This window comes from Faecalibacillus sp. H12 (assembly GCF_013361255.1).
GTDB lineage: Bacteria > Bacillota_I > Bacilli_A > Erysipelotrichales > Coprobacillaceae > Faecalibacillus > Faecalibacillus intestinalis.
The window spans coordinates 1-20,363 of sequence record NZ_JABWDK010000013.1 but is presented as its reverse complement, the minus strand read 5'-3'; the positions used below and the strand labels follow the sequence as shown (position 1 = coordinate 20,363).

Sequence of the window (20,363 nt, the reverse complement as noted above, 5' to 3'; positions counted from 1 at the left end):
TAAAGAAAATGGGCAAGCAAATAAAGATGTCTTAGATGGTAAATAGTTGTTTTAGTTGCTAAAAATGTCCATTAGGTAACAATATATAGAAAAAAGACAACACAGGTTATATAATGAAAATGTTAGCTATTTGTTTTGTACAAAATGTAAATGGCAACAAGAGGATTTTTGTAAAAATGTTATTATACTTTTTATATGAAAGGAAAGAATACTATGGGAATTGTTATATCAAGTTTTATTATTTTTTTTATTTTGAATAAATATAAATTAGTTATCAATTTTGGGATGCATCCAGTATTTTCTACTGTTTTAATAATTTCAATATATGTTTATTTTATATATTGGTTTAGTAAACAATATTCAAAAGAAGACAACAAAAAACAAAATAAAATAATTTTAAATTGTTGTATATTTATAAATGAATACTTGCCAAGTATATTTTTTGCAACGGGTTTATTGTTTAGTATTATAGGATTAAATGAAATGCTAATAAATGCAAAATTATCTGCAATTATTGATGGATTATCAATAATTGCATTTGGTGTTTCACTTATTGGAATGGGAGGCTCGGTTCAACAAACAAGAAAAAACACCAATGAAAATAATGAATGTAAACAAAAAATTGACGATATGATTTCTTCGAATAATAATGTTTTTGATGAAATTAAAAATTTAAATAAAAAAATGAATCATATGTCAAGTAGGATTAATAGTATTAACAATGAAATAAAGGAAAAGAATAGTATATTTGATTTTATAATAAGAATAATTAAAAAAACGTTTTCAAAGTTATAAAAAAGCAAATTAATAAGAAAAAATTTATTTTCTTTATTAAAAAATTTGATGGAGGAAATTAAATATGCCAAATAAACAAATTTTTACTGAAAATCCAGAAAATGATCTATGGCAAGAGCTCATGCAATTTTCTTATAAGGCAAATGTAGAAAGATATTTAGAAGAACATAATTTAGTGAAAAGTGAAGATACAATTAATACGATAATTGGTTCTTTTTTACAAGCGAATGAATATTTTAAAGCAAGTAAAACTGTAAATTTACAGATATCTCCACTTCTTTTATATTATGGATCTACTAATTTACTTCTAGGACTGTGTTCTCTAAAAAAAGGTATTAGACCAGAAATAAAAAATCATGGAATGGCTACATTACATACAACAATAGATAATTATATATCTGAAGCAAGTGTACGTTTTAACGACTATAATTTTGGAGGAATTCATCAATTTGCTAAAATTATTGGATTTGATAAGGACTTAACAAAATACGGTGAATGGAAAATGCAAGAATTTTTATCAGCTATTGTTGAGATTGATCGTGATTATAAGAAATGTTATGAAAAAGAAATAGGAAATACTTTATTACTTGATTTATATAATACATCTACGGGCTTGATTGAGAAAATATATGCAAAAAAAGAAATAATGGAATCTATTTTGAATGTTTTGAATAATGTAGAGGATTTTAAAAAAAATTATTTAGATTATCAAACAGGATATGAAAAGGAAACAAATCGAAATTACTTGATTTTAAGAAAAAGGATGACAGGAAAAAATATAAAGAAAATTTCATTTTCTGGGCAACCATATTTACAAGCTGGAATAGAAAAAAATGGACAATTGATCACTTTACCGCAACTGTTTAATATGTACTCAGCACTTTTTATCATGGGTTCATTATGTCGTTATCATCCAGAAATATGGGGACCATTTGTATTGAACGATGAAACAGGAGAACGATTATTATTTGAAAAATTCATATATTATTCTAGAAGAATAATACCTAATATTGTTTTAAATATTATAAATAATGATGATATTACATATGTTACACAACGTTATTCTACAAATGAAACAATAAAGCATGTTAATGAACATGATGTAAAAGAATTAGTTAGAAATGAAATATATGATATAGAAGAAAAAAGGAGAATGATGAAATAACATGAAGAAAGAAAATATTAATGATTTTCGTTCAGAAATTTTTAAATTATGTAATGAAATAAAAAAGAATGATTCTCTACATATTATTCAAGAAACCCTTGAAAAGTTGTTTATGTGTGAAAATATTGAAGAAAAAATTCCAAGTAATATTTTTTTTCATCAAATAGCAAAACATGGAAATAATCAATTTTATGGTTATCTTTTTGCAAATGAAAATTTTGATATGTATAAAGATATATTTCCAATGGCAAAATCTCCAATAAAAGAAGATATTAAAGTATTTGAAAAAGCGCATGCAACAATTTATACTCTTATAAAACTTTGTACCGAGGATATGAGAAATAATTATCCTAAGATTGCAAAAGTGCTAGATCCGTATAGTAAGTATAAACAAATTTCTCCAATCAAAGAAAATGGATATTTAAATAAGGATTTATATAAAAATGCAGTAGATTCTTTTAAAAATTCTGATTTATATAAAAAAGTAAAAAACTCTGCTGTTAATATGTTTATTGAAAAAATTGACCAAATTGAGATTCAAAAAATGTTTATGTCATTAGAGAAAGAAATGGATAGGTGCCCCTTAGATAAGGTACCCAATTGTGCAAAAATCATATTAAAGAAAAGACCAATAGATTTTGAAAAATCAGAATTACTGATAGCACATTTTTTAATGCTCTTTGCATTAAGAAAATCATTAGAAAATGCTTGTAGTTTACTGTTTACAGCTCTTGTAGGAGAAGAACTTATTGTATTTAGTGAAGATAATATTATTAGTATTGATAAAAATTATAAAAATGTAATAAATAAAGTTATTCAAGTAACTTTATTGGGCTTTTTTTCTAAAAAATATTCGAATATTGCAGGTGAAATTGCATTAATTCATTGTAATCCTAATCAAGATTACAATATACATGAATTTGGAATAATCCATACATGTACATCGAGCTTTAACCAAGAAACAGGTGAAACAAGTAATATGACATTACAAGTTGTTGATAACTTGTTAAACCCATATTTTATATTGATGGATTCAATCGATTATAAAAACTGATTTATCATTTTTGAACATAAAATAAGGAATCTTGTTAAAAAGATAATATTTATGAAATATAATGGCGAGGAATATTGCTTTAGCTGATATCAAAGTATACGAATCATAAAAGGGTTTAATTTTTAATTATTTATGTGTATAATAATACCATCATAGAAATAAAAGGGAAATGAATTATGGAAAATATAAAGAAAATTATATCTTGGCCTGTAATATTAGGAATACAGGTCATTACAACAGTAGTATTATTATTTTTTATTTTTAAGCTTAATATTTTACCAACAACATATGCTGTTATGGTTGGGATGATACTTGTTTTATTAGGTTTTATTAATTATGCATTAATGAAACCTAATAAAAAAGAACATCATCGTAAAACAAAACCAAGAGAGATTATTGGAAAAGTATTAAGTTTAATATTAAGTGTATTAATGGTATTTGGATCAGTAATGATCAATAAAGGTTATTCAACATTAGATGATATTACGAATTCTAATACGAAATCTACACATTATGCAATTGTTGTATTAAAAAGTAGTAAAATAGACAGTTTATCTGAATTACAAAATGAATCGATTGAATATTGTTTACAATATGATAAAGAAAAAGATATGAATCAAGTTATTGCTGAAGCTAAAAAGAAAGAATCAAGCTTGAATTTTGATGTTGCTATGACATATTCAAAACTAGGGGATGATCTTTATAATAATACCGTTAATGCTATATTAATTAATACAGCATATAATGGTATGTTTGAAGAAAATCATCCAGATTTTCAAAATGAAGTTAAAGAAATATGGACAAGTGACATAGAAACAAAAGTCAAAGACTTTTCAACAAGAGTTTCTGTAACAAATACACCATTTATTATTTATATCAGTGGTATTGATACATATGGAAGTATTACAACAGTATCTCGATCAGATGTTAATATGATCGTTACTGTTAATCCAAATACAAAGAAGATCTTATTAACATCTATTCCAAGAGATTACTACGTAACTCTTGCAAATATGAAAAAAAAGGATAAGTTAACGCATTCAGGTATTGCTGGTCCTGAAAATACGGTTAAAACAATGGCTCAGTTTTTAGGAACAGATATCAACTACTATGCAAGAGTTAACTTTACATCATTGGTCACAATGGTTGATGCATTGGGTGGTATTACTGTTAATGTTGATCGAGATTTTAGTGCGGGTGGTTATACCTATAAATTAGGTCTTCAACAAATGAATGGTAAAGAAGCATTAGCTTATTCAAGGGAAAGACATTCATTTGCTGATGGAGATAATGTACGTGTAAAACATCAACAAGATGTTTTAATGGCTATGCTTAATAAAATGATGTCATCAGCTGTTATTACTAATTATACAAGTGTTTTAACTGCAGTATCAGGATGTTTTGAAACAAATATGGCAGCTAGTGATATTACAGATTTAATCAAAATGCAAATAAATGATAATGCTTCATGGACATTTAAACAAAAACAATTTACTGGAACAGGAGTTATGCAAACAGGTGGAGCTTACATGCCTGATAGCAAACTTTATTATATGATTCCAAATGATGATAGTGTTAAAGAAAATCTACAAGCAATTAAAGATGTCTTAAATGGGAAATAGTTATTTTAGTTGCTAAAAGTGATCGTTGAGTAATAATAGATAACATTGATTATATAGCGCTCTAAATAATCGCGTGTTTTAGAAAAATCACTTTAAATTATTAAGGGGATATTGATGTGAAATCAATATCCCCTCTAAAATATCTAATGTTTTTTAGGAGGAAAATTAGGCTGATGATCAGTCTTGGTTTTCCTCCTTTATTTTTATTGTTATCGTGATTTTTCTACTCTAGTTTTCCTATATACTTGATCAACTACCATTTTCCATTAGATTTAGATAAGCTAAAAATCATAACTATGAAATATTCAATATAGATCAAATTAAAAATTGAATTTATATTCATCAGTAAACATCTCTAAAATAGTTTATAATATGTAAAGAAAGGGTGATAGAAATGAAGAAAATACCAATAGGAACGAAAAGTTTTTCAAGACTTGTAGAAGGAAATTATTATTTTGTAGATAAGATCTTGATGATCAAAGAGTTCTTAGATAGAGTAACAGATGTAACATTGATTACTCGTCCTAGAAGATTTGGAAAAACCATTAATATGTCAATGATGGCTGAATTCTTTGATATTACCAAAGACTCTAAAGAAATCTTTAAAGGTACAAAAATCATGGAAACACCTTGTGCAGCTGAAATCAATCAATATCCAACAATCTTTATCTCTTTTGCGGATGCCAAAAGAGATAAAGAAACAGTTGTTTCGACGATAAGAACACAAATACAAAATCAATGGGATAAATATGATTTTGTATTTGAAAATCTTAAGGGATTTAGGAAAACAAATTATGAAAGACTTTATGAAGTATTAGCTGATAATAACAAGAATAATCTTAAGGGAATAGATGATGCAATTTCATTCTTGATGGCAAGAATGGAAGATTATTATGGAAAAGAAGTTATGATATTTATAGATGAATATGATACACCATTTGTAGAAGCACATACAGGAGGGTTCTATGATGAAGTAAGAGGAGGACCTGCAGGATTGCTTCATAATTCTCTTAAAACATCAACCAGCTTAAAATATGCGATGTTTACAGGAATTCAAAGAGTGGCTAAAGAAAATATTTTCAGTGATTTAAATAATTTAGATGTGTATACAGTAATTGATAATGATTATAGTGAATATTTTGGATTCAGTATAGAATAAACCAAAGAATTACTTGAATATTATGATTTAGAATTAAATGATGAAGTCAAAGCAATGTATGATGGCTATAAAATGGGAGATAAAGAAATCTATAATCCATGGTCTATTTTAAATTATGCAAGAAGAAAAGTACTTGTTCCTTATTGGGTCAATACGAGTGCTAATACAATGCTTAAACAAGCTATATAAAAAGCAGACTACGACTTTAAAAAACAATATGAAAAACTTATAAAGAATAACTATCTAGAAACAAGAGTTGTCCTTCAAACAAGCTTTTATGAAGTGGCAAATACACCTAACTTATGGGGGATGTTTGTAAGTGCTGGATATTTAACAGTAGTAAAAGCAATTGATTCAAAAAAAGAAAAGTTTAGAATTGCGATACCAAATTATGAGGTAAGAAGAGAATTTATAAGATTAACGGAACATCAACTAGGAATGAACAATGGATAATATGATCGCATTGTTGACAATTTGATTGCTGAAAACAAAAATGATTTTTTCAAAAATTATCAAAATGTATTAATGATTCCAAGCTATCATGATTTAAATAATGAAAACAGTTATCATATGATGATGTTAGGAATGTGTTTATGTCTATCAGATAACTATAAAGTTATTTATAATCGAGAAGAATGTAAAGGAAGATGTGATCTCATTATCCAGGCTCATGATGAAAAGAAAACATCGTTTATTATTGAATTTAAGTATTTCAAAGAAGATAAAAAAGATTTTGAAAAAGCATTGGATAAATTATCAAATGAAGCCATCCAACAAATCAAAGATAGAAGATATGACTATGATTTAAAAGGAAAAGTGATTTATATAGGATTAGCGCATCATGGTAAAGATGTCATGATGAAATGGGAAGAAAAGGTTTATATTTGATGTTTGTTATTATAATAAAAAAATCAACGCTTGTTGATTTTAATAATGGTGCTGGAGATGGGATTTGAACCCACAGCCTACTGGTTACGAGTCAGTTGCTCTACCGTTGGAGCTACTCCAGCATAGAAATAGAAGCATTGCTTCTATTTTTTTTCAACTTTTGTTTCACAATAAAGACAACGATAAATACGTTTATCTTTATTTGCTAAATAGAAAACATGATCTAATCCTTGTTCTACAGATGTAATACAACGAGGATTTTTACATTTTTCTACATTAATAATTTTTTGAGGAAGTTGCAATTTTTTCTTTTCAACAAGTTTACCATCTTTAATAATACAAACAGTAATATTAGGATCTAAATATCCTAAAACATCAAAATCTAAAGTGAACTCTTCATCTATTTTTAAAATATCTTTTTTACCCATTTTATTAGATTTAACGTTTTTAATAATAGCAACGCTACAATCTAATTTATCTAATCCTAGTGCTTTATAAACTTCTAAAGATTTACCAGCAGTAATATGATCTAGAACAATCCCGTTTTTAATACTATCTATCTTCATTATCTTTCTACCTCATTTTCCAATCCTAACATTTTTAAAATAAGTGCCATACGCATAAAACGTCCGTTTTGAACTTGATCAAAATACTTAGCTCTTGGATCATCATCAACTTCAATAGCAATTTCATTAACACGGGGTAATGGGTGCATAACGATTAAATCAGATTTTGATTTTTCTAATTTCTTTAAATCTAAAATATATGTATCTTTTAAACGAATATAGTCTTGTTCATTAAAGAATCTTTCTTTTTGAACACGTGTCATATAAAGAATATCTAAATCTTCAATAACTTCTTCAATAGTTTCAACTTCTTTATAATCTAAATTCTTAGCATCTAATAAATCATGTTTTAAATATTCAGGAATTTTAAGTTCAGGTGGTGCAATAAACACGAATTTAATATTTTTATAACGTGACATTGCTTTTGTAAGAGAATGAACTGTACGTCCGAATTTTAAATCTCCACAAAAACCAATTGTTAGATTATCTAGTCTACCTTTTTCTCTATAAATAGTAAGTAAATCAGTTAAAGTTTGCGTTGGATGGTTATGACCACCATCTCCAGCATTGATTAAAGGTACTGTACTTTTTCTTGTAGCAACAAGAGGTGCTCCTTCTTTTGGATGACGCATTGCAATAATATCACAATAGCTTGAAACAACACTAATAGTATCACTAACACTTTCACCTTTAGAAGCGCTTGTATTGCTTGCACTTGAAAAACCTAAAACACTTCCACCAAGTGATAACATAGCTGATTCAAAAGAAAGTCTTGTACGTGTACTTGGTTCAAAAAAGAGTGTAGCTAGAATTTTATGACGACAAACATCTTGATAGCGTGTACGATCTTTAATAATATCATTCGCAATATCAATTAGTTCATCAATTTCTTCTACACTTAAATCCATTGGGTCAATTAAATATTTCATAATAGTCTCCTTTTTTTTTCTTCAATATTATAGCACTCCTTAGAAAGCTATTAAATATATTTTAAAAAAATACGGAAATTTCTTTCCGTATTATTTTTTACCATTAAAACAATAAGTACAGATCTTATCACTATCAAGTCCAATAGCTTGAAGCATATCATCCAAACGATTAAAACGTAAAGAAGTAAAATTAAGTTCTTTACGGATTTCTTCTACCATTGCATTATATTCAGGAGTATCTGGATCACTATATGTTTCTAACATATTGATATCATTTTCTCCTTCACGTTTTCTAATAACACGACGTGTAATTAAATCCATATCACTTGTACTTCTTGAAAAGTTTAAGTAAGGACATCCATACATAATTGGAGGACAAGCAGGTCTGATATGGACTGCTCTTGCTCCAGAGTTATATAAATATTCAGTTGTATCTCTTAGTTGTGTTCCCCGAACAATTGAATCATCAATTAATAATAATGATTTTCCTTTAATCAAGCTAGCAATTGGAATTAATTTCATTTTTGCAATTAAATTACGATCCGCTTGAATTTGTGGCATAAATGAACGTGGCCACGTAGGTGTGTATTTAATAAAAGGTCTTCCATATTGAATATGTGATTCATTTGAATAACCAATCGCATGGGCAATTCCACTATCAGGAACACCTGCTACAAGATCAATATCTTTAATATCATCTCTTTGAGCCATTAAACGACCACATTCATAACGCATTTCTTCAACATTACGTCCTTCATAACAACTTGTTGGATAACCATAGTATACCCATAAAAATGAACAAATTTTCATTTTATCATTGGCTTCTACAAGTGTTTTCACTTCTTCACTGGTCATAAAACAAACTTCACCAGGTCCTAATTCTTTATATAAAGAATAGCCTAAATTGATATAAGCATGACTTTCAAACGAAGCACAGAATCCATTTTCCCCCTTACCAATATTTAATGGAGTTCTTCCTAATTTATCACGTACTAAATACAAACCATCTTTTGTCATCAACATAAAAGAAATAGAACCTTTTACTTTTCTTAAAACATTGATAATTCCATCAACATAAGTATCCTTTTGATTGATCATTGCAGCAATCAATTCAGTTTGATTCACTTCTCCCCCAGACATCTCTAGAAAATGAGTATGCCCATTATCAAAAGCATCTTGAATCAATTCTTCCATATTTGCAACTCTACCTACAGAAACAATTGCATAACTACCTAAACGACAATTGATTAAAAGAGGTTGAGGTTCATTGTCTGAAATACAACCAATCCCCATTTTTCCAGACATTTCTTTAATATCATTTTCAAACTTAGTTCTAAATGGTGAATTTGAAATATTATGAATTGCACGGTTAAAACCGTTTTCTCCATAAACTGCAATCCCACCTTTTTTTGTTCCTAAATGAGAATGATAATCAATACCAAAAAACAAATCAGTGACACAGTCTTTACGACTGACAACGCCAAACATACCACCCATATGTAATTTTCTCCTTTTTCATTTGTTCTCTAAATGCCAAAAATATGATAACATAAAACAAAATGAAGATAAAGGACATAAAAAAATGAAATTATATATAGTAAGACATGGTCAAACAGGTTATAACATTGATAATAAAGTTTGTGGCATTTCGGATGTGGAATTAACATCTTTAGGAAAGCAACAAGCTAAAATGGCCAGTGAACAATTAAAAGATATTTCATTAGATATGATTTTTGCCTCACCACTTCAAAGAGCACATGAAACTGCAAAAATCATAAATGAAAATCATCAATTAGAAATTAAAATAGATTCTAGAATTCAAGAAATCAATTTTGGCAAATTTGAAGGAATTGTTAATAATGAAGAATTTCAATATTATAAACAAAATCATGGACTCCATTATCCAGGCGGAGAATCTTTATTTCAAGTAGTCCATCGTGTGTATAGTTTTTTAGAAGAACTTGAAAATAAATATCCTGATAAAAACATTTTAGTTGTTTGTCATGGAGGTATCGTGCGTGTCATTCATAGTTATTTTAATGATATGACAAATGAAGAATTAATGACATGGTTACCCGAAAATTGTTGTATTCAAAGCTATGAAAAATAGTGACTTTGTATTGACTGAAAAGTGGAAAGTGTTATACTAATTATAGGAAAAAAGGAAAAGGAGAGTTAAATATGAACGTAGATAAAGATACTTGTATCGGATGTGGAGCATGTGCTGGTGTTTGTCCTGTAGAAGCTTTAGCATTTGATGACGAAGGAAAAATGGAATGTGACAAAGATACATGCATTGGATGTCAAGCATGTGTTGGAACTTGTCCAGTAGAAGCTATTTCAGCTGAATAATAAGATAAATTTAATAGTTATAAAGGACTTTTTATGATATATGGTTATATCAAAAAAGTCCTTTTTATTATGTTGAAAATTTTTCGGTCGAAAAAAAGCATATTTTGGTCGTAAAAGATATTTTTTGTTGAAATTATGTGATAATATTAGTTTATAAAAATTATATATTTTAAAGGCAAAACTATTGAAAAATAGTGACGCAAAGCTACAGAACTGAACCGTAAGGAAGTTGGCTGAGTTGCAGATGATGTGTACTTAGTCTTTTCTTGCGGCTTTTTTTATAATTATCATTTATCGTCAATATTTTTTTATAGTTTTGTAAAATTGGGAGGAAGAATAATGAATAGAAAGAAGAAGTTGTTTTCACTATTATTGGTGATAGCCATGATAGTAACAGCAGTTTCAACAAATGTATTTAGTGCATTTGCTGAAGAATCGGTAGATTTATCTCAATTTATTGATAAAAATCTACCAAGTGATGTAGTTGATAGAAGTTATATTAAAATTGGAGACCATCTTTTACAGCCGAATATAGAAAACAAAATACCGTATGGTTCAGCAATTTCTATCAAACTAGTATGGGGATTTATTGATAATCAGTTTCCAACAAAAGATAATAATACAATGGTTTATACTTTGCCTGATGGAATAACCATGGAAGAAGGAATTAAGGAACTAAAAGAAGGTGCGGAAACTGTAGGACATTTTGAAATAAAAGGTAATACAATTACAGTTAAATATAATGCAGGAGATCAAAGTGAATTATTTTTTAGTAAATCAAATAGACATGGTTCACTTATCATCAATGGAACTTTGAGTGATTCATTTACAAACAATCATGAAGGTGGAAAAGGGAAACTAGACTTACCAGGTGTTGGTCAATTTATCATTGATATGGATCGTGATAAATCTAACGATAAGGTAGATATTGAAAAAACAGGTGGAAAAGTTATAAGTGAGGGGGATAACCTTTCTGCAGAATTTAAATTAAAGGTTTCAGCAACTGGTCCACAAACAAACGTTGTTGTGACTGATCAAATGGATGAAAATATGACATTAGATGGAGATGTTCAATTTTACACAGATGAAGCCTGTACAATTTCTTATACTGGTACAGTTACAAATAATTTAAAAGAAACTAATAAATTTCAATATACAATTGGAAGTATGAATGATAAAGAAGTTTTATATGCTAAATATAAAGTAAAAGTAAAAAAAGATGTTTTTGCATATAATCCGGATGATTGGAATTCTAAAGTTGGAAATAACATAACTGTAAAGAGTGATACACAAACAAATGAAAAAAATTCTTATAAGAAATTAGAATATACTAAGAAAAATTGGGCAGAAAAAAAGCATAGTGTTACTGGTGATGATAGTAATAAGGTTATCAATTGGGAAGTTACGTTAAATCCTGGGGGTAATTTTGATATTGGTGGTTCTACTATTAAAGACTCGTTAGGTGATAATATTGGTGAATATATTGATGGAAGTTTTAAATGTAGTCCTTCTATTGAAGGATTAACATGGGAAAGTTTAACAACTGGAAATTTCCAAGTACCTGCTGGATGTGATAAGGAGTATAAGATGACTTACCAAACTAAATTTGGTGAAGATCCTAGTAATGCGCCAGCTATTACAAAGAGTAATACGTTCACTATTAATCCTTTTGGTAATACACAAAACACGGATTATACAGATTCATTTAAAGTAGGAAAAGAAAATTATCAATTTATTGAAAAAACTTGTCTAACAATAAGAAATTCACAAGAGGTTGCATGGCAAATAAAAATTAATGTTCCTGAAAATGGTATAAATCATTTAATTGTTAAAGATACAACGCCAGAAGGAATGAATTATAAATCATATCAAGTTAAAAGTGGATATAATGGTACACCAATATTTAGTCAAAAGGATAGAGAATTAACTTTTGACTTTGGAAAAGTAAATGAAGGAACTATTATTATACAAGTTATTACATCTCTAGATAATATTCCATCAACAACAACATCTTATGCAAATAAAGGTGAATGTTTTAATGAAACAAAGAAATTAGGGGAAAGTAATGCTAATTATGATTATAAAATTGAAACTTTTCTTGAAAAAGAAGGTTATTGGGGTAGCTCTTGTAATAAAGATGAAATGGCTTGGAAATTAATTGTAAAAAAAGTACCAACCGATGCAAAAAATGTTTTTATTGAAGATACACTTCCTGAAAATACACAGTATGTAGATAACTCATTAGATATAATTGAAAAATGGGATAGTCAAATAACAAATGAAGAGATTCTTAAGAATATTCAAGTAGAAAAAGAAAACGGAAAAGTTAAGTTTATATTTACAAATGCAGCATTAGATTATTTGAAAACAAATTCTTTAAATCTAACATATAAAGCAAGCATTATAGATGTTTCAAAAGCACTAGGAGATAAAGCCTATGACAATAAGGCGTCTTTATCTATTGATGGCAATATTTCAACAGCAACAGCTACAAGATGGTTTGGGTTATCAAAAAACGATATTTTAAAGAAAGAATATACTTATAATCAAGATACAGCACCAAATGTTAGATATAAAATTACGGTGAATGAAGGTGCAATTAAATTAAATGAGGGTAAAGATATCGAACTTGTTGATGAAATGGGAAGTGCTCTTGATTATTATATGAATAGTTTAACAATTAATGGTAATAAAGCTACGGCTAATCAAGTAAGCTATGATGAAACAAAACATGTATTAAAAATAATAATTCCTGATGAAAAGAAAGTTGTTCTTGAATATGAAGCAACTATTAATTTACCAGTAGGTGAAGATAGTAGCGCATTAAATGAAACAAATGCCTACAATAAGTGTTCTTTAAAAGGAATACCAAATCAATCTGAATTAGAGACGTATGTTTCTTTGAAAGGAAAAGTACTTGAAAGTTCAGGAGCTTCCACAGGGAATGGCGTCAGTATAAAACTTTATAAATGTGATAAAGATGATCAAACAAAAGCCTTAGAAAAAGCCAAATTTAGCTGTAGTGAAGTAACATATAATAATAATTTTGAAACAACTGCTACAAAATTAAAAGCAGAGGGCGAAACATTACCAACGGGTTATCTTACTTTTTCTGGGTTGAGTAGAAATGTTCTTTATAGAATTGTTGAAACAGAAGCACCTGATAATTATAAATTAGATGCTACACCACATTATTTTATATTTAAAGGAAATAGTGAAGAAAATTATCCTGAAGCTATTAAAGAAGGAGATAATACTTATCCTGTAACACTTATTGATAAAACACAAGCAATGCATTTTTATACAATTTCTAACGAAAAAGGAACAACAAAAGAAAATACTATTGAAATTAGTAAAATAGATGCACAGACGAAATCTGAATTGAAGAACGCACACCTAAGTATTATTAATAAAGATACAAATGAAACTGTAAAAAGTTGGATAACTGGCGAAAATAATAATCCAGGAAAAGTTAAACTAGAACCAGGAACATACGTTTTAAAAGAAACCAAAGCACCAGAGGGATATATGGTAGCTGATGATATTACGTTTGTTGTGGATAATGATGGTAATATAGTTGGCAATGATCAAAATACAATAATCATGGAAGACAAACATATCGAAAAAGGTAAACTTATTCTAACTAAAACAGTAGAAGGGAATATTTCTAAAGAAAATGCCAAAAAGATTACATTTAAAGTAATGAATCAAGAAACAAAGAAGACAGATAAATATACTTTAGATGAGTTTTCGTATGATGAAGCAAGTAAAACTTGGACAAAAGAGTTAGATGTTTTAGCTGAAGAATATACAGTTGAAGAAATAAATTCGTCAGTGGAAGGTTATACAGTAAAAACAACTTATAAAATTGATACACAAGAAATAGAAGGTAAAAAAACTGAAAGTATACAAATTGAAAATCAAGGTGAAGTAACTGTAGCCTTTAAAAATAGTTACACTCCAAAACCATATGAAGTAGCTATAAGCAAACAAGATCTAACAAATGAAAAGGAAATTGCTGGAGCAACACTTAAAATAGTAAATCAAAAAACAAAAGAAGAAGTAGCTTCATGGGTCAGTGAAAAAGATAAGACACATACTGTTTCATTACCGTTTGGTGAGTATATACTTATTGAAGAAGTAGTACCTGACGGTTATAAAAAAGCAGATGATATTTATTTTAAAGTTTCTAAAAATGGAGAAATATCTATAAAAGGTAAGGATGGTACTTATAGTAAAACAAATAAAGTCATCATGAAAGATGAGGCAAAACCTGGAAAAATAGTAATTAGTAAAAGTGTTACTGGTTCAATCAATAAAGAACAAGCTGAAAAAGTTATAAGTTTTAAAGTAACAAATAATTCAACGAAAGAAGTAAATACGTATTCATTAAAAGACTTTAATTATGATGAAAGTAATAAAAAATGGACAAAGGAATTAATACAAGTTGCAGGAGGATATAAAGTTGAAGAATTAGTAACGTCTATAAAAGGGCATAAATTATCTTTAACTCAATATCAAATAAATGAAAATGGTGAAATAAAAGAAAAGGTAACAGATAAAATAGCAGAAAAGGTTACTGTTAAAAAAGATAAAACGACATTTATTGAATTTGAAAATAATTATGATTTAAATGTGTTTGATGTTGAAATAGATAAGACAGATATTTCTGGTACAAAAGAAGTAGATGGTGCGAAGTTAAAAGTAATTGATGAAGAAGGTAATCTAGTAGAAAGATGGATTTCTGGTCAAGATGATGAAAAAACGCATAAATTAAAATTATCTCCTGGGAAATATACTCTTATTGAAGAAGAAGCTCCTTATGGTTATAGAGTGGCGGATCCTATTGATTTTACAGTGAATGAAAATGGTAAGATTGAAGGCATGAGTGAAAATAAAATCACTATGAAAGATGAAAAAACACAAGCTAAATTAATTCTTACTAAAACAATAGAAGGGGATATTCCCAAAAAAGATGCACAAAAGATTACTTTTAAAGTAACAAATCAAAAAACAAACAAAGTAGATAAATATACTTTAGATGATTTTTCTTATGATGAAGTAAAAAAAATTTGGACGAAAGAATTGGATGTTTTAGCTGGAGAATATACAGTTGAAGAAACAAATTCATCAATAGAAGGTTATACAGTTAAAACCACTTATATAATAAACGGACAAGAAGTAGAAGATCAAAAAACAGAAAGTATACAAATTGAAGATCAAGGTGAAGGAAATGTAGCTTTTAAAAATAGTTATACTCCAAAATTATATGAAGTCTCTATTCGTAAACAAGATATCTTAAATAATGAAGATATTGAGGGCGCTAGTTTACAAATCCAAAATAAGGATACAGGTGAAATTATTAGTATAGATTCATCAAAGGATGGACAAAAGGTTAATCTTGGATATGGAAATTATATTTTAACTGAAATAACTGCACCTGATGGTTATAAAATTGCGAATCCTATCGAATTTGTGGTTACAAAAGATGGAAAAGTAAAAATCAATGATAAAGTGGTCAATGAAGTTATCATGAAAGATCAACCTATAGGTAAATTGGTTATTACTAAAACAATTCAAGGAAATTTATCAAAGGAACAAATTGGTGATTCAATAAAGTTTGAAGTAACACAAAATGATACACAAAAATCTCATATATATTCATTAAATGATTTTATTTATGATGGAAATCGTTGGATTCTAGAATTAGAAGAAAATACAGGAGGTTATACTGTCAAAGAACTTGTTGATGATATACATGGTTATACCCTTGTAAAAACAATCTACATGATAGGAAATGAAGTAAATGAAGGTAAAAGTGTAGATATTGATGTAGAAAAAGGAACTGCAGCAACAGTAGCTTTTGAAAATACTTATGAATTAACAACTTATGATGTAAAAGTTGATAAAGTAGACAAAGAAAATGATGAAAAAATAGCAGGTGCAGAGCTTAAAGTTATTAATCAAGCAAATGAAGAAATTGCTCACTGGATAACGGATGGTAAAAATTCTTATAATTTAAAATTAGTACCTGGAACTTATACATTAATTGAAGTAAACGTACCAAAAGGTTATGAAATAGCTAAGCCAATAACATTTGTTGTTGGGGAAGATGGTAAAGTTGTTGACTATCAAAACAATAAGATTATTATGAAAGATAAAGCTAAACCAGGTAAACTTGTGATTGCTAAAATTATAAAAGGTAATATTTCAAAAGAACAAGCAGAAAAATCTGTAAAATTTGAAGTCATAGACAAAGATACACAAGATAAAAAGGTCTATTCATTAAATGATTTTGAGTATGATGAAAATAGTGGAAAGTGGATGTTAGAGTTAACAAAAGTTGCTGGTAAATATACAGTCAAAGAGCTTACTGATGATGTTCAAGGATACAAGCTTACTCATATAGTATCTATCATAGATGGAAAAGAAAAAGGTGATGTAGCAGCAAATCTCAATGTAGAAAAAGATGAAACAACAACTATTGAATATACAAATAATTATGAAGAAAACAAAATAGAAACTAAAGAAAATAAATCTGATCAAACTCCAAAGCAAGAATCTAAAAAAGCTAAAACGGGTGATGATACACAAATTTTAGAAAATCTTATGTTATTGATATCTTCATTGGGTGGAATTTTATTTGGACTTAGATTTTATAGAAGAAAAAATGAGTTTTAATTTTTAGAAGAAATACGGTAATGATTTATCGTATTTTTTTTATTTTAAATGTGTTAAAATAGTGCAGGAGGTTTTTTATGAAGACAACAATACATACATTAAAAAAAGAATACAAAGATAATCAAACTTACTTAAATGAAAAACAAAAGCTTTTTCAAAATTTGACATATCATATGATAGAAAAAGAACTTCATCATAATGATATTGATATAAATTATGAAGAAGTTTTAAATTACTATAATGATTGTAAAGATACTGATGAAACAATTGCATATTTTGATGAAAAATATGATCAACAATTAGATCGATTAGGTGAAAAAAATGAAATGTTTGACGATGATGCACTTGTTTATTATATTGTTAAAGTCATTGAACATCATGAAGATATTCATCAAGTTCCAGATAAAAACTATATAGCTAGTGATATTATTGATTTGATTCAAAAAGATCATGATTATTATGATTTGCTTGAACAAACACAAAGTATCATGAAGCGTTTAATCAAAATGAAACATGAAAAAAATCAAGACTTACAAAATACGTTTAGTCCTTATGGTATTGATTTGGAACAATTTTTTACACGTGTTTTCCAAGAAATTGATTATGTTGAACATCAAGGTTCTTTTCTTACAAAAATTTATTCACTTTTAAAAGAACTACAAAATGAGTATGCTCTTTCTTTAAGATATGTAGAAATTCAAATGGATGTTTTAAGCACCCTTACAAAATATACTCAAGAAAATTTAGATGAAGAAATAAAAGAGCTTTGTAAGAATTATCCACAATATCGCTTTATGCTTTATTACAAAATAATGACAACTTTACAACAAATAGGAAATAATGATTTGTTGAAAAAATATTATCAAGAAATTAATACTTGTATACCCATGAATGAAGAACAAAAAGATTTATTAGAAGTCATTCAAGAAATTTTTGGATAGGAGAATTTTTATGAAAAAAGATTTATATTTAATGAGACATGGACAAACATTATTTAATGTTAGAAGAAGAATTCAAGGATGGTGTGATTCACCATTAACTGAATTAGGAAAACAACAAGCTTTAAAAGCTAAAGAATACTTAAAGGATATTTCTTTTGACCATTATTATAGTAGTACATCAGAAAGATGTTGCGATACGATTGAACTTATTATTGGAGACCATTATTATAAAAGATTGAAGGGATTAAAAGAAAGAAATTTTGGTTTATTTGAAGGAGAAAGTGAAGATTTAAACCCTAAGTTTGATGATTTTGGTTATGATGATTTATTTCCACATTATGGTGGAGAAAGAAGAGAAGATGTACAAAAAAGATTAAAAGAAACACTTACAGCTGTGATGGATAAAGAAGATCATCAAACAGTTCTTGCTCTTTCACATGCTGGTGCTTGTATGTGTTTTCTATCCACTGTTATTGATCCTGGAGAAGTATTAAAAAGTGGAGGTCTTACTAATTGTTGTATATTACATTTTACATTTGAAAATGATACTTTTAAGTTTGTTGAAATTATTCGACCATAATAAAAAATATTGATAAAAAGTAGACTTTTTAAATCAAAAGAGGTAAAATAAATGTGAGAAAAATAGTAGAGGTTGGCTACTTCATATAAACTTACTTTCCACTTGTCATAATATAAAAAGAGAACCAACCAAGAAGAAACAGGGTGACCTGTTTTTTCTTTTAGGAGGAGATATGGTTATTTATTTTGATTTAGACGATACACTTTATCGTTTATATGATCCTTTTTATAAAGCTTATCAAAAAGTATTTCATGAAGATCTTGATATATATGCTTTATGGAAACAAAGTAGAATCTATAGTAATGAAATTTACCCAAAATATTTAAATAAATTAATAACAAAAGATGAATTATCTACTTATCGTTTAAAGAATGCTTTTAAAGATTTTCATCAATTCATTACAAATCAACAAGCACTTGATTTTCAAAAAGTCTATGAAGATCAACAAGCACATTTAACATTATCTTCTACAATGAAAGAACTTTTTAACTACTTAAAAGAAAAGAATATTTCTTATGGTATTATTACTAATGGAAAAGAAAAAATACAAATGAATAAAATTAATTCATTATTTCCAATCATTGATTTTCCTATTATAATTTCAGAAAAAGTAGGTTATCAAAAACCACAAAAAGAAATCTTTGAATTAATTCAAGGAAATGATAGTTACTATGTAGGAGATGGTTATGAAATAGATATGATGGGAGCTTATCAAGCAGGAGTAAAGACGATTTGGTATAATCATCAAAAACAAGAAAAGGATACTTCTTTTATTGATTTTGTTGTTTATAGTGATGAAGAATTATTAGAGGTGGTTAAGAAGTTAAATAATGATTGACACAGGAAACAATGTCAAGTAGAATAAACATAAATACAGTGACTAGACCTAGTAACAAATGATTAAAATATAGAGAGTCTTTGGGTGGTGGAAAAAGATTTGGCGTCATTTGTGAATACAGCTATGAGTAGAATGTTGAATTGAGTAGGCATCTCCGGTGATCACCGTTACATGATGAGAGTATGATTGTACTTGATGAGGCTTAAAGGGTGACCTTTAAGTGAAAAAAGGTGGTACCACGGGAATAGAGCTCGTCCTTTATAGGATGAGTTTTTTTGTTTATAAAGGAGGAAAAAGAAAATGATTATTGTATTAAAACAAGATGCTAAAACTGAAGATGTGACAAGAATTGAAAAAACTATTGAAGAAAAAGGACTACAAGTTCATGTTTCAAAAGGAGAAAATCAAACAATAATGGGACTCATTGGAGATACAACAAAAGTAGATCCAGAATCGATTGAAGTTGATCCAGCTGTAGAAAAGGTCATGCATGTATCAGAACCATATAAATTAGCTAATAGAGCTTTTCATCCAGAAGACTCAGTTATCGATGTCGGTGGTGTTAAAATTGGTGGAGGACATCTAGCAGTGATTGCTGGACCATGTTCAGTAGAAAGCAAGGAACAAGTGATTGAAATCGCTAAAGCAGCCAAAGCAGCAGGAGCTAATCTATTAAGAGGTGGAGCATTCAAACCAAGAACATCACCATATGCTTTCCAAGGAATGGGATCAGCAGGGTTAGATATTCTAGTAGCAGCTAAAGAAGCAACAGGATTACCAATCGTATCAGAAT

Annotated in this window: 17 protein-coding genes, 1 tRNA gene, 1 pseudogene, 1 riboswitch and 1 other annotated feature; of the genes and pseudogenes, 15 read left to right on the top strand and 4 right to left on the bottom strand. The window is 28.1% G+C overall.

Features of this window, described 5'->3' with window-relative positions; all coding sequences use genetic code 11:
• Window positions 1-213: 213 nt before the first annotated feature.
• The 8 genes from HUU89_RS09355 (at window position 214) to HUU89_RS09330 (ending at window position 6,683) form a co-directional block, all read left to right on the top strand.
• Complete coding sequence (locus HUU89_RS09355; RefSeq protein ID WP_147323161.1) at window positions 214-795, top strand: hypothetical protein; 582 nt, start codon at window positions 214-216, stop codon at window positions 793-795.
• Window positions 796-859: 64 nt separating this feature from the next.
• Entirely contained in the window at window positions 860-1,960 is a 1,101-nt protein-coding gene (locus HUU89_RS09350) for a YaaC family protein (protein WP_117481246.1), read from the top strand.
• A 1-nt stretch (window position 1,961) separates the two neighbouring features.
• Window positions 1,962-3,014 carry a hypothetical protein gene (locus tag HUU89_RS09345; RefSeq protein WP_147579695.1) on the top strand — a complete coding sequence of 351 codons (1,053 nt, stop codon included), beginning with the start codon at window positions 1,962-1,964 and terminating at the stop codon, window positions 3,012-3,014.
• A 176-nt stretch (window positions 3,015-3,190) separates the two neighbouring features.
• The gene (locus tag HUU89_RS09340; RefSeq protein WP_175301602.1) at window positions 3,191-4,636 is read left to right on the top strand and encodes an LCP family protein; all 1,446 of its coding nucleotides are present in this window, start codon (window positions 3,191-3,193) and stop codon (window positions 4,634-4,636) included.
• 394 nt (window positions 4,637-5,030) lie between these two features.
• Complete coding sequence (locus HUU89_RS15045) at window positions 5,031-5,795, top strand: AAA family ATPase (protein WP_254697748.1); 765 nt, start codon at window positions 5,031-5,033, stop codon at window positions 5,793-5,795.
• 54 nt (window positions 5,796-5,849) lie between these two features.
• Window positions 5,850-5,984, top strand: a complete 135-nt coding sequence (locus HUU89_RS15320) for a hypothetical protein (RefSeq protein ID WP_256187806.1) — start codon at window positions 5,850-5,852, stop codon at window positions 5,982-5,984.
• 93 nt (window positions 5,985-6,077) lie between these two features.
• The gene (locus HUU89_RS15040; RefSeq protein ID WP_254697747.1) at window positions 6,078-6,248 is read left to right on the top strand and encodes a hypothetical protein; all 171 of its coding nucleotides are present in this window, start codon (window positions 6,078-6,080) and stop codon (window positions 6,246-6,248) included.
• A gap of 72 nt (window positions 6,249-6,320) precedes the next feature.
• The gene (locus tag HUU89_RS09330) at window positions 6,321-6,683 is read left to right on the top strand and encodes a PD-(D/E)XK nuclease domain-containing protein (RefSeq protein WP_175301601.1); all 363 of its coding nucleotides are present in this window, start codon (window positions 6,321-6,323) and stop codon (window positions 6,681-6,683) included.
• Window positions 6,684-6,729: 46 nt separating this feature from the next.
• On the opposite strand, the gene HUU89_RS09325 is transcribed toward HUU89_RS09330, so the two are convergent.
• The 4 genes from HUU89_RS09325 to HUU89_RS09310 form a co-directional block, all read right to left on the bottom strand.
• A tRNA-Thr gene (locus HUU89_RS09325) sits at window positions 6,730-6,805 on the bottom strand.
• Window positions 6,806-6,826: 21 nt separating this feature from the next.
• Window positions 6,827-7,249, bottom strand: a complete 423-nt coding sequence (locus tag HUU89_RS09320; protein ID WP_175301600.1) for an aspartate carbamoyltransferase regulatory subunit — start codon at window positions 7,247-7,249, stop codon at window positions 6,827-6,829.
• The gene (pyrB, locus tag HUU89_RS09315; protein WP_147579692.1) at window positions 7,249-8,178 is read right to left on the bottom strand and encodes an aspartate carbamoyltransferase; all 930 of its coding nucleotides are present in this window, start codon (window positions 8,176-8,178) and stop codon (window positions 7,249-7,251) included. The genes HUU89_RS09320 and pyrB overlap by 1 nt, the downstream gene beginning before the upstream one ends.
• Window positions 8,179-8,268: 90 nt before the next feature.
• On the bottom strand, window positions 8,269-9,675 hold the full coding sequence (locus tag HUU89_RS09310) for an amidophosphoribosyltransferase (protein WP_032091708.1): 1,407 nt from the start codon (window positions 9,673-9,675) through the stop codon (window positions 8,269-8,271).
• Between the two features lie 85 nt (window positions 9,676-9,760).
• On the opposite strand from HUU89_RS09310, the gene HUU89_RS09305 reads away from it, so the two are divergent.
• From HUU89_RS09305 to HUU89_RS09275, 7 genes and pseudogenes are all read left to right on the top strand, one after another.
• The gene (locus HUU89_RS09305; RefSeq protein WP_175301599.1) at window positions 9,761-10,288 is read left to right on the top strand and encodes a histidine phosphatase family protein; all 528 of its coding nucleotides are present in this window, start codon (window positions 9,761-9,763) and stop codon (window positions 10,286-10,288) included.
• Window positions 10,289-10,359: 71 nt separating this feature from the next.
• The gene (locus tag HUU89_RS09300) at window positions 10,360-10,530 is read left to right on the top strand and encodes a 4Fe-4S binding protein (RefSeq protein WP_032091706.1); all 171 of its coding nucleotides are present in this window, start codon (window positions 10,360-10,362) and stop codon (window positions 10,528-10,530) included.
• Window positions 10,531-10,694: 164 nt separating this feature from the next.
• A riboswitch (cyclic di-GMP riboswitch) is annotated at window positions 10,695-10,776 on the top strand.
• A gap of 93 nt (window positions 10,777-10,869) precedes the next feature.
• A complete protein-coding gene (locus HUU89_RS09295) occupies window positions 10,870-17,211 on the top strand; it encodes a collagen binding domain-containing protein (protein WP_175301598.1) in 6,342 nt (2,113 codons plus the stop codon).
• 77 nt (window positions 17,212-17,288) lie between these two features.
• Window positions 17,289-18,152, top strand: coding sequence for a hypothetical protein (locus tag HUU89_RS09290; protein WP_175301597.1), 864 nt, complete (start codon window positions 17,289-17,291; stop codon window positions 18,150-18,152).
• A gap of 10 nt (window positions 18,153-18,162) precedes the next feature.
• On the top strand, window positions 18,163-18,732 hold the full coding sequence (locus tag HUU89_RS09285; protein ID WP_175301596.1) for a histidine phosphatase family protein: 570 nt from the start codon (window positions 18,163-18,165) through the stop codon (window positions 18,730-18,732).
• A 172-nt stretch (window positions 18,733-18,904) separates the two neighbouring features.
• Complete coding sequence (locus tag HUU89_RS09280; RefSeq protein WP_147579688.1) at window positions 18,905-19,570, top strand: HAD family hydrolase; 666 nt, start codon at window positions 18,905-18,907, stop codon at window positions 19,568-19,570.
• Between the two features lie 29 nt (window positions 19,571-19,599).
• Window positions 19,600-19,832: a binding site (T-box leader), on the top strand.
• A 38-nt stretch (window positions 19,833-19,870) separates the two neighbouring features.
• A pseudogene (locus HUU89_RS09275) lies at window positions 19,871-20,363 on the top strand (3-deoxy-7-phosphoheptulonate synthase); the annotation flags it as partial.

Coding starts and splice junctions, on each gene's coding strand:
- HUU89_RS09355 (WP_147323161.1), top strand. CDS start 214: ATGGGAATTGTTATATCAAGTTTTATTATTTTTTTTATTTTGAATAAA.
- HUU89_RS09350 (WP_117481246.1), top strand. CDS start 860: ATGCCAAATAAACAAATTTTTACTGAAAATCCAGAAAATGATCTATGG.
- HUU89_RS09345 (WP_147579695.1), top strand. CDS start 1,962: ATGAAGAAAGAAAATATTAATGATTTTCGTTCAGAAATTTTTAAATTA.
- HUU89_RS09340 (WP_175301602.1), top strand. CDS start 3,191: ATGGAAAATATAAAGAAAATTATATCTTGGCCTGTAATATTAGGAATA.
- HUU89_RS15045 (WP_254697748.1), top strand. CDS start 5,031: ATGAAGAAAATACCAATAGGAACGAAAAGTTTTTCAAGACTTGTAGAA.
- HUU89_RS15320 (WP_256187806.1), top strand. CDS start 5,850: ATGTATGATGGCTATAAAATGGGAGATAAAGAAATCTATAATCCATGG.
- HUU89_RS09330 (WP_175301601.1), top strand. CDS start 6,321: ATGATTCCAAGCTATCATGATTTAAATAATGAAAACAGTTATCATATG.
- HUU89_RS09320 (WP_175301600.1), bottom strand. CDS start 7,249: ATGAAGATAGATAGTATTAAAAACGGGATTGTTCTAGATCATATTACT.
- pyrB (WP_147579692.1), bottom strand. CDS start 8,178: ATGAAATATTTAATTGACCCAATGGATTTAAGTGTAGAAGAAATTGAT.
- HUU89_RS09310 (WP_032091708.1), bottom strand. CDS start 9,675: ATGGGTGGTATGTTTGGCGTTGTCAGTCGTAAAGACTGTGTCACTGAT.
- HUU89_RS09305 (WP_175301599.1), top strand. CDS start 9,761: ATGAAATTATATATAGTAAGACATGGTCAAACAGGTTATAACATTGAT.
- HUU89_RS09300 (WP_032091706.1), top strand. CDS start 10,360: ATGAACGTAGATAAAGATACTTGTATCGGATGTGGAGCATGTGCTGGT.
- HUU89_RS09295 (WP_175301598.1), top strand. CDS start 10,870: ATGAATAGAAAGAAGAAGTTGTTTTCACTATTATTGGTGATAGCCATG.
- HUU89_RS09290 (WP_175301597.1), top strand. CDS start 17,289: ATGAAGACAACAATACATACATTAAAAAAAGAATACAAAGATAATCAA.
- HUU89_RS09285 (WP_175301596.1), top strand. CDS start 18,163: ATGAAAAAAGATTTATATTTAATGAGACATGGACAAACATTATTTAAT.
- HUU89_RS09280 (WP_147579688.1), top strand. CDS start 18,905: ATGGTTATTTATTTTGATTTAGACGATACACTTTATCGTTTATATGAT.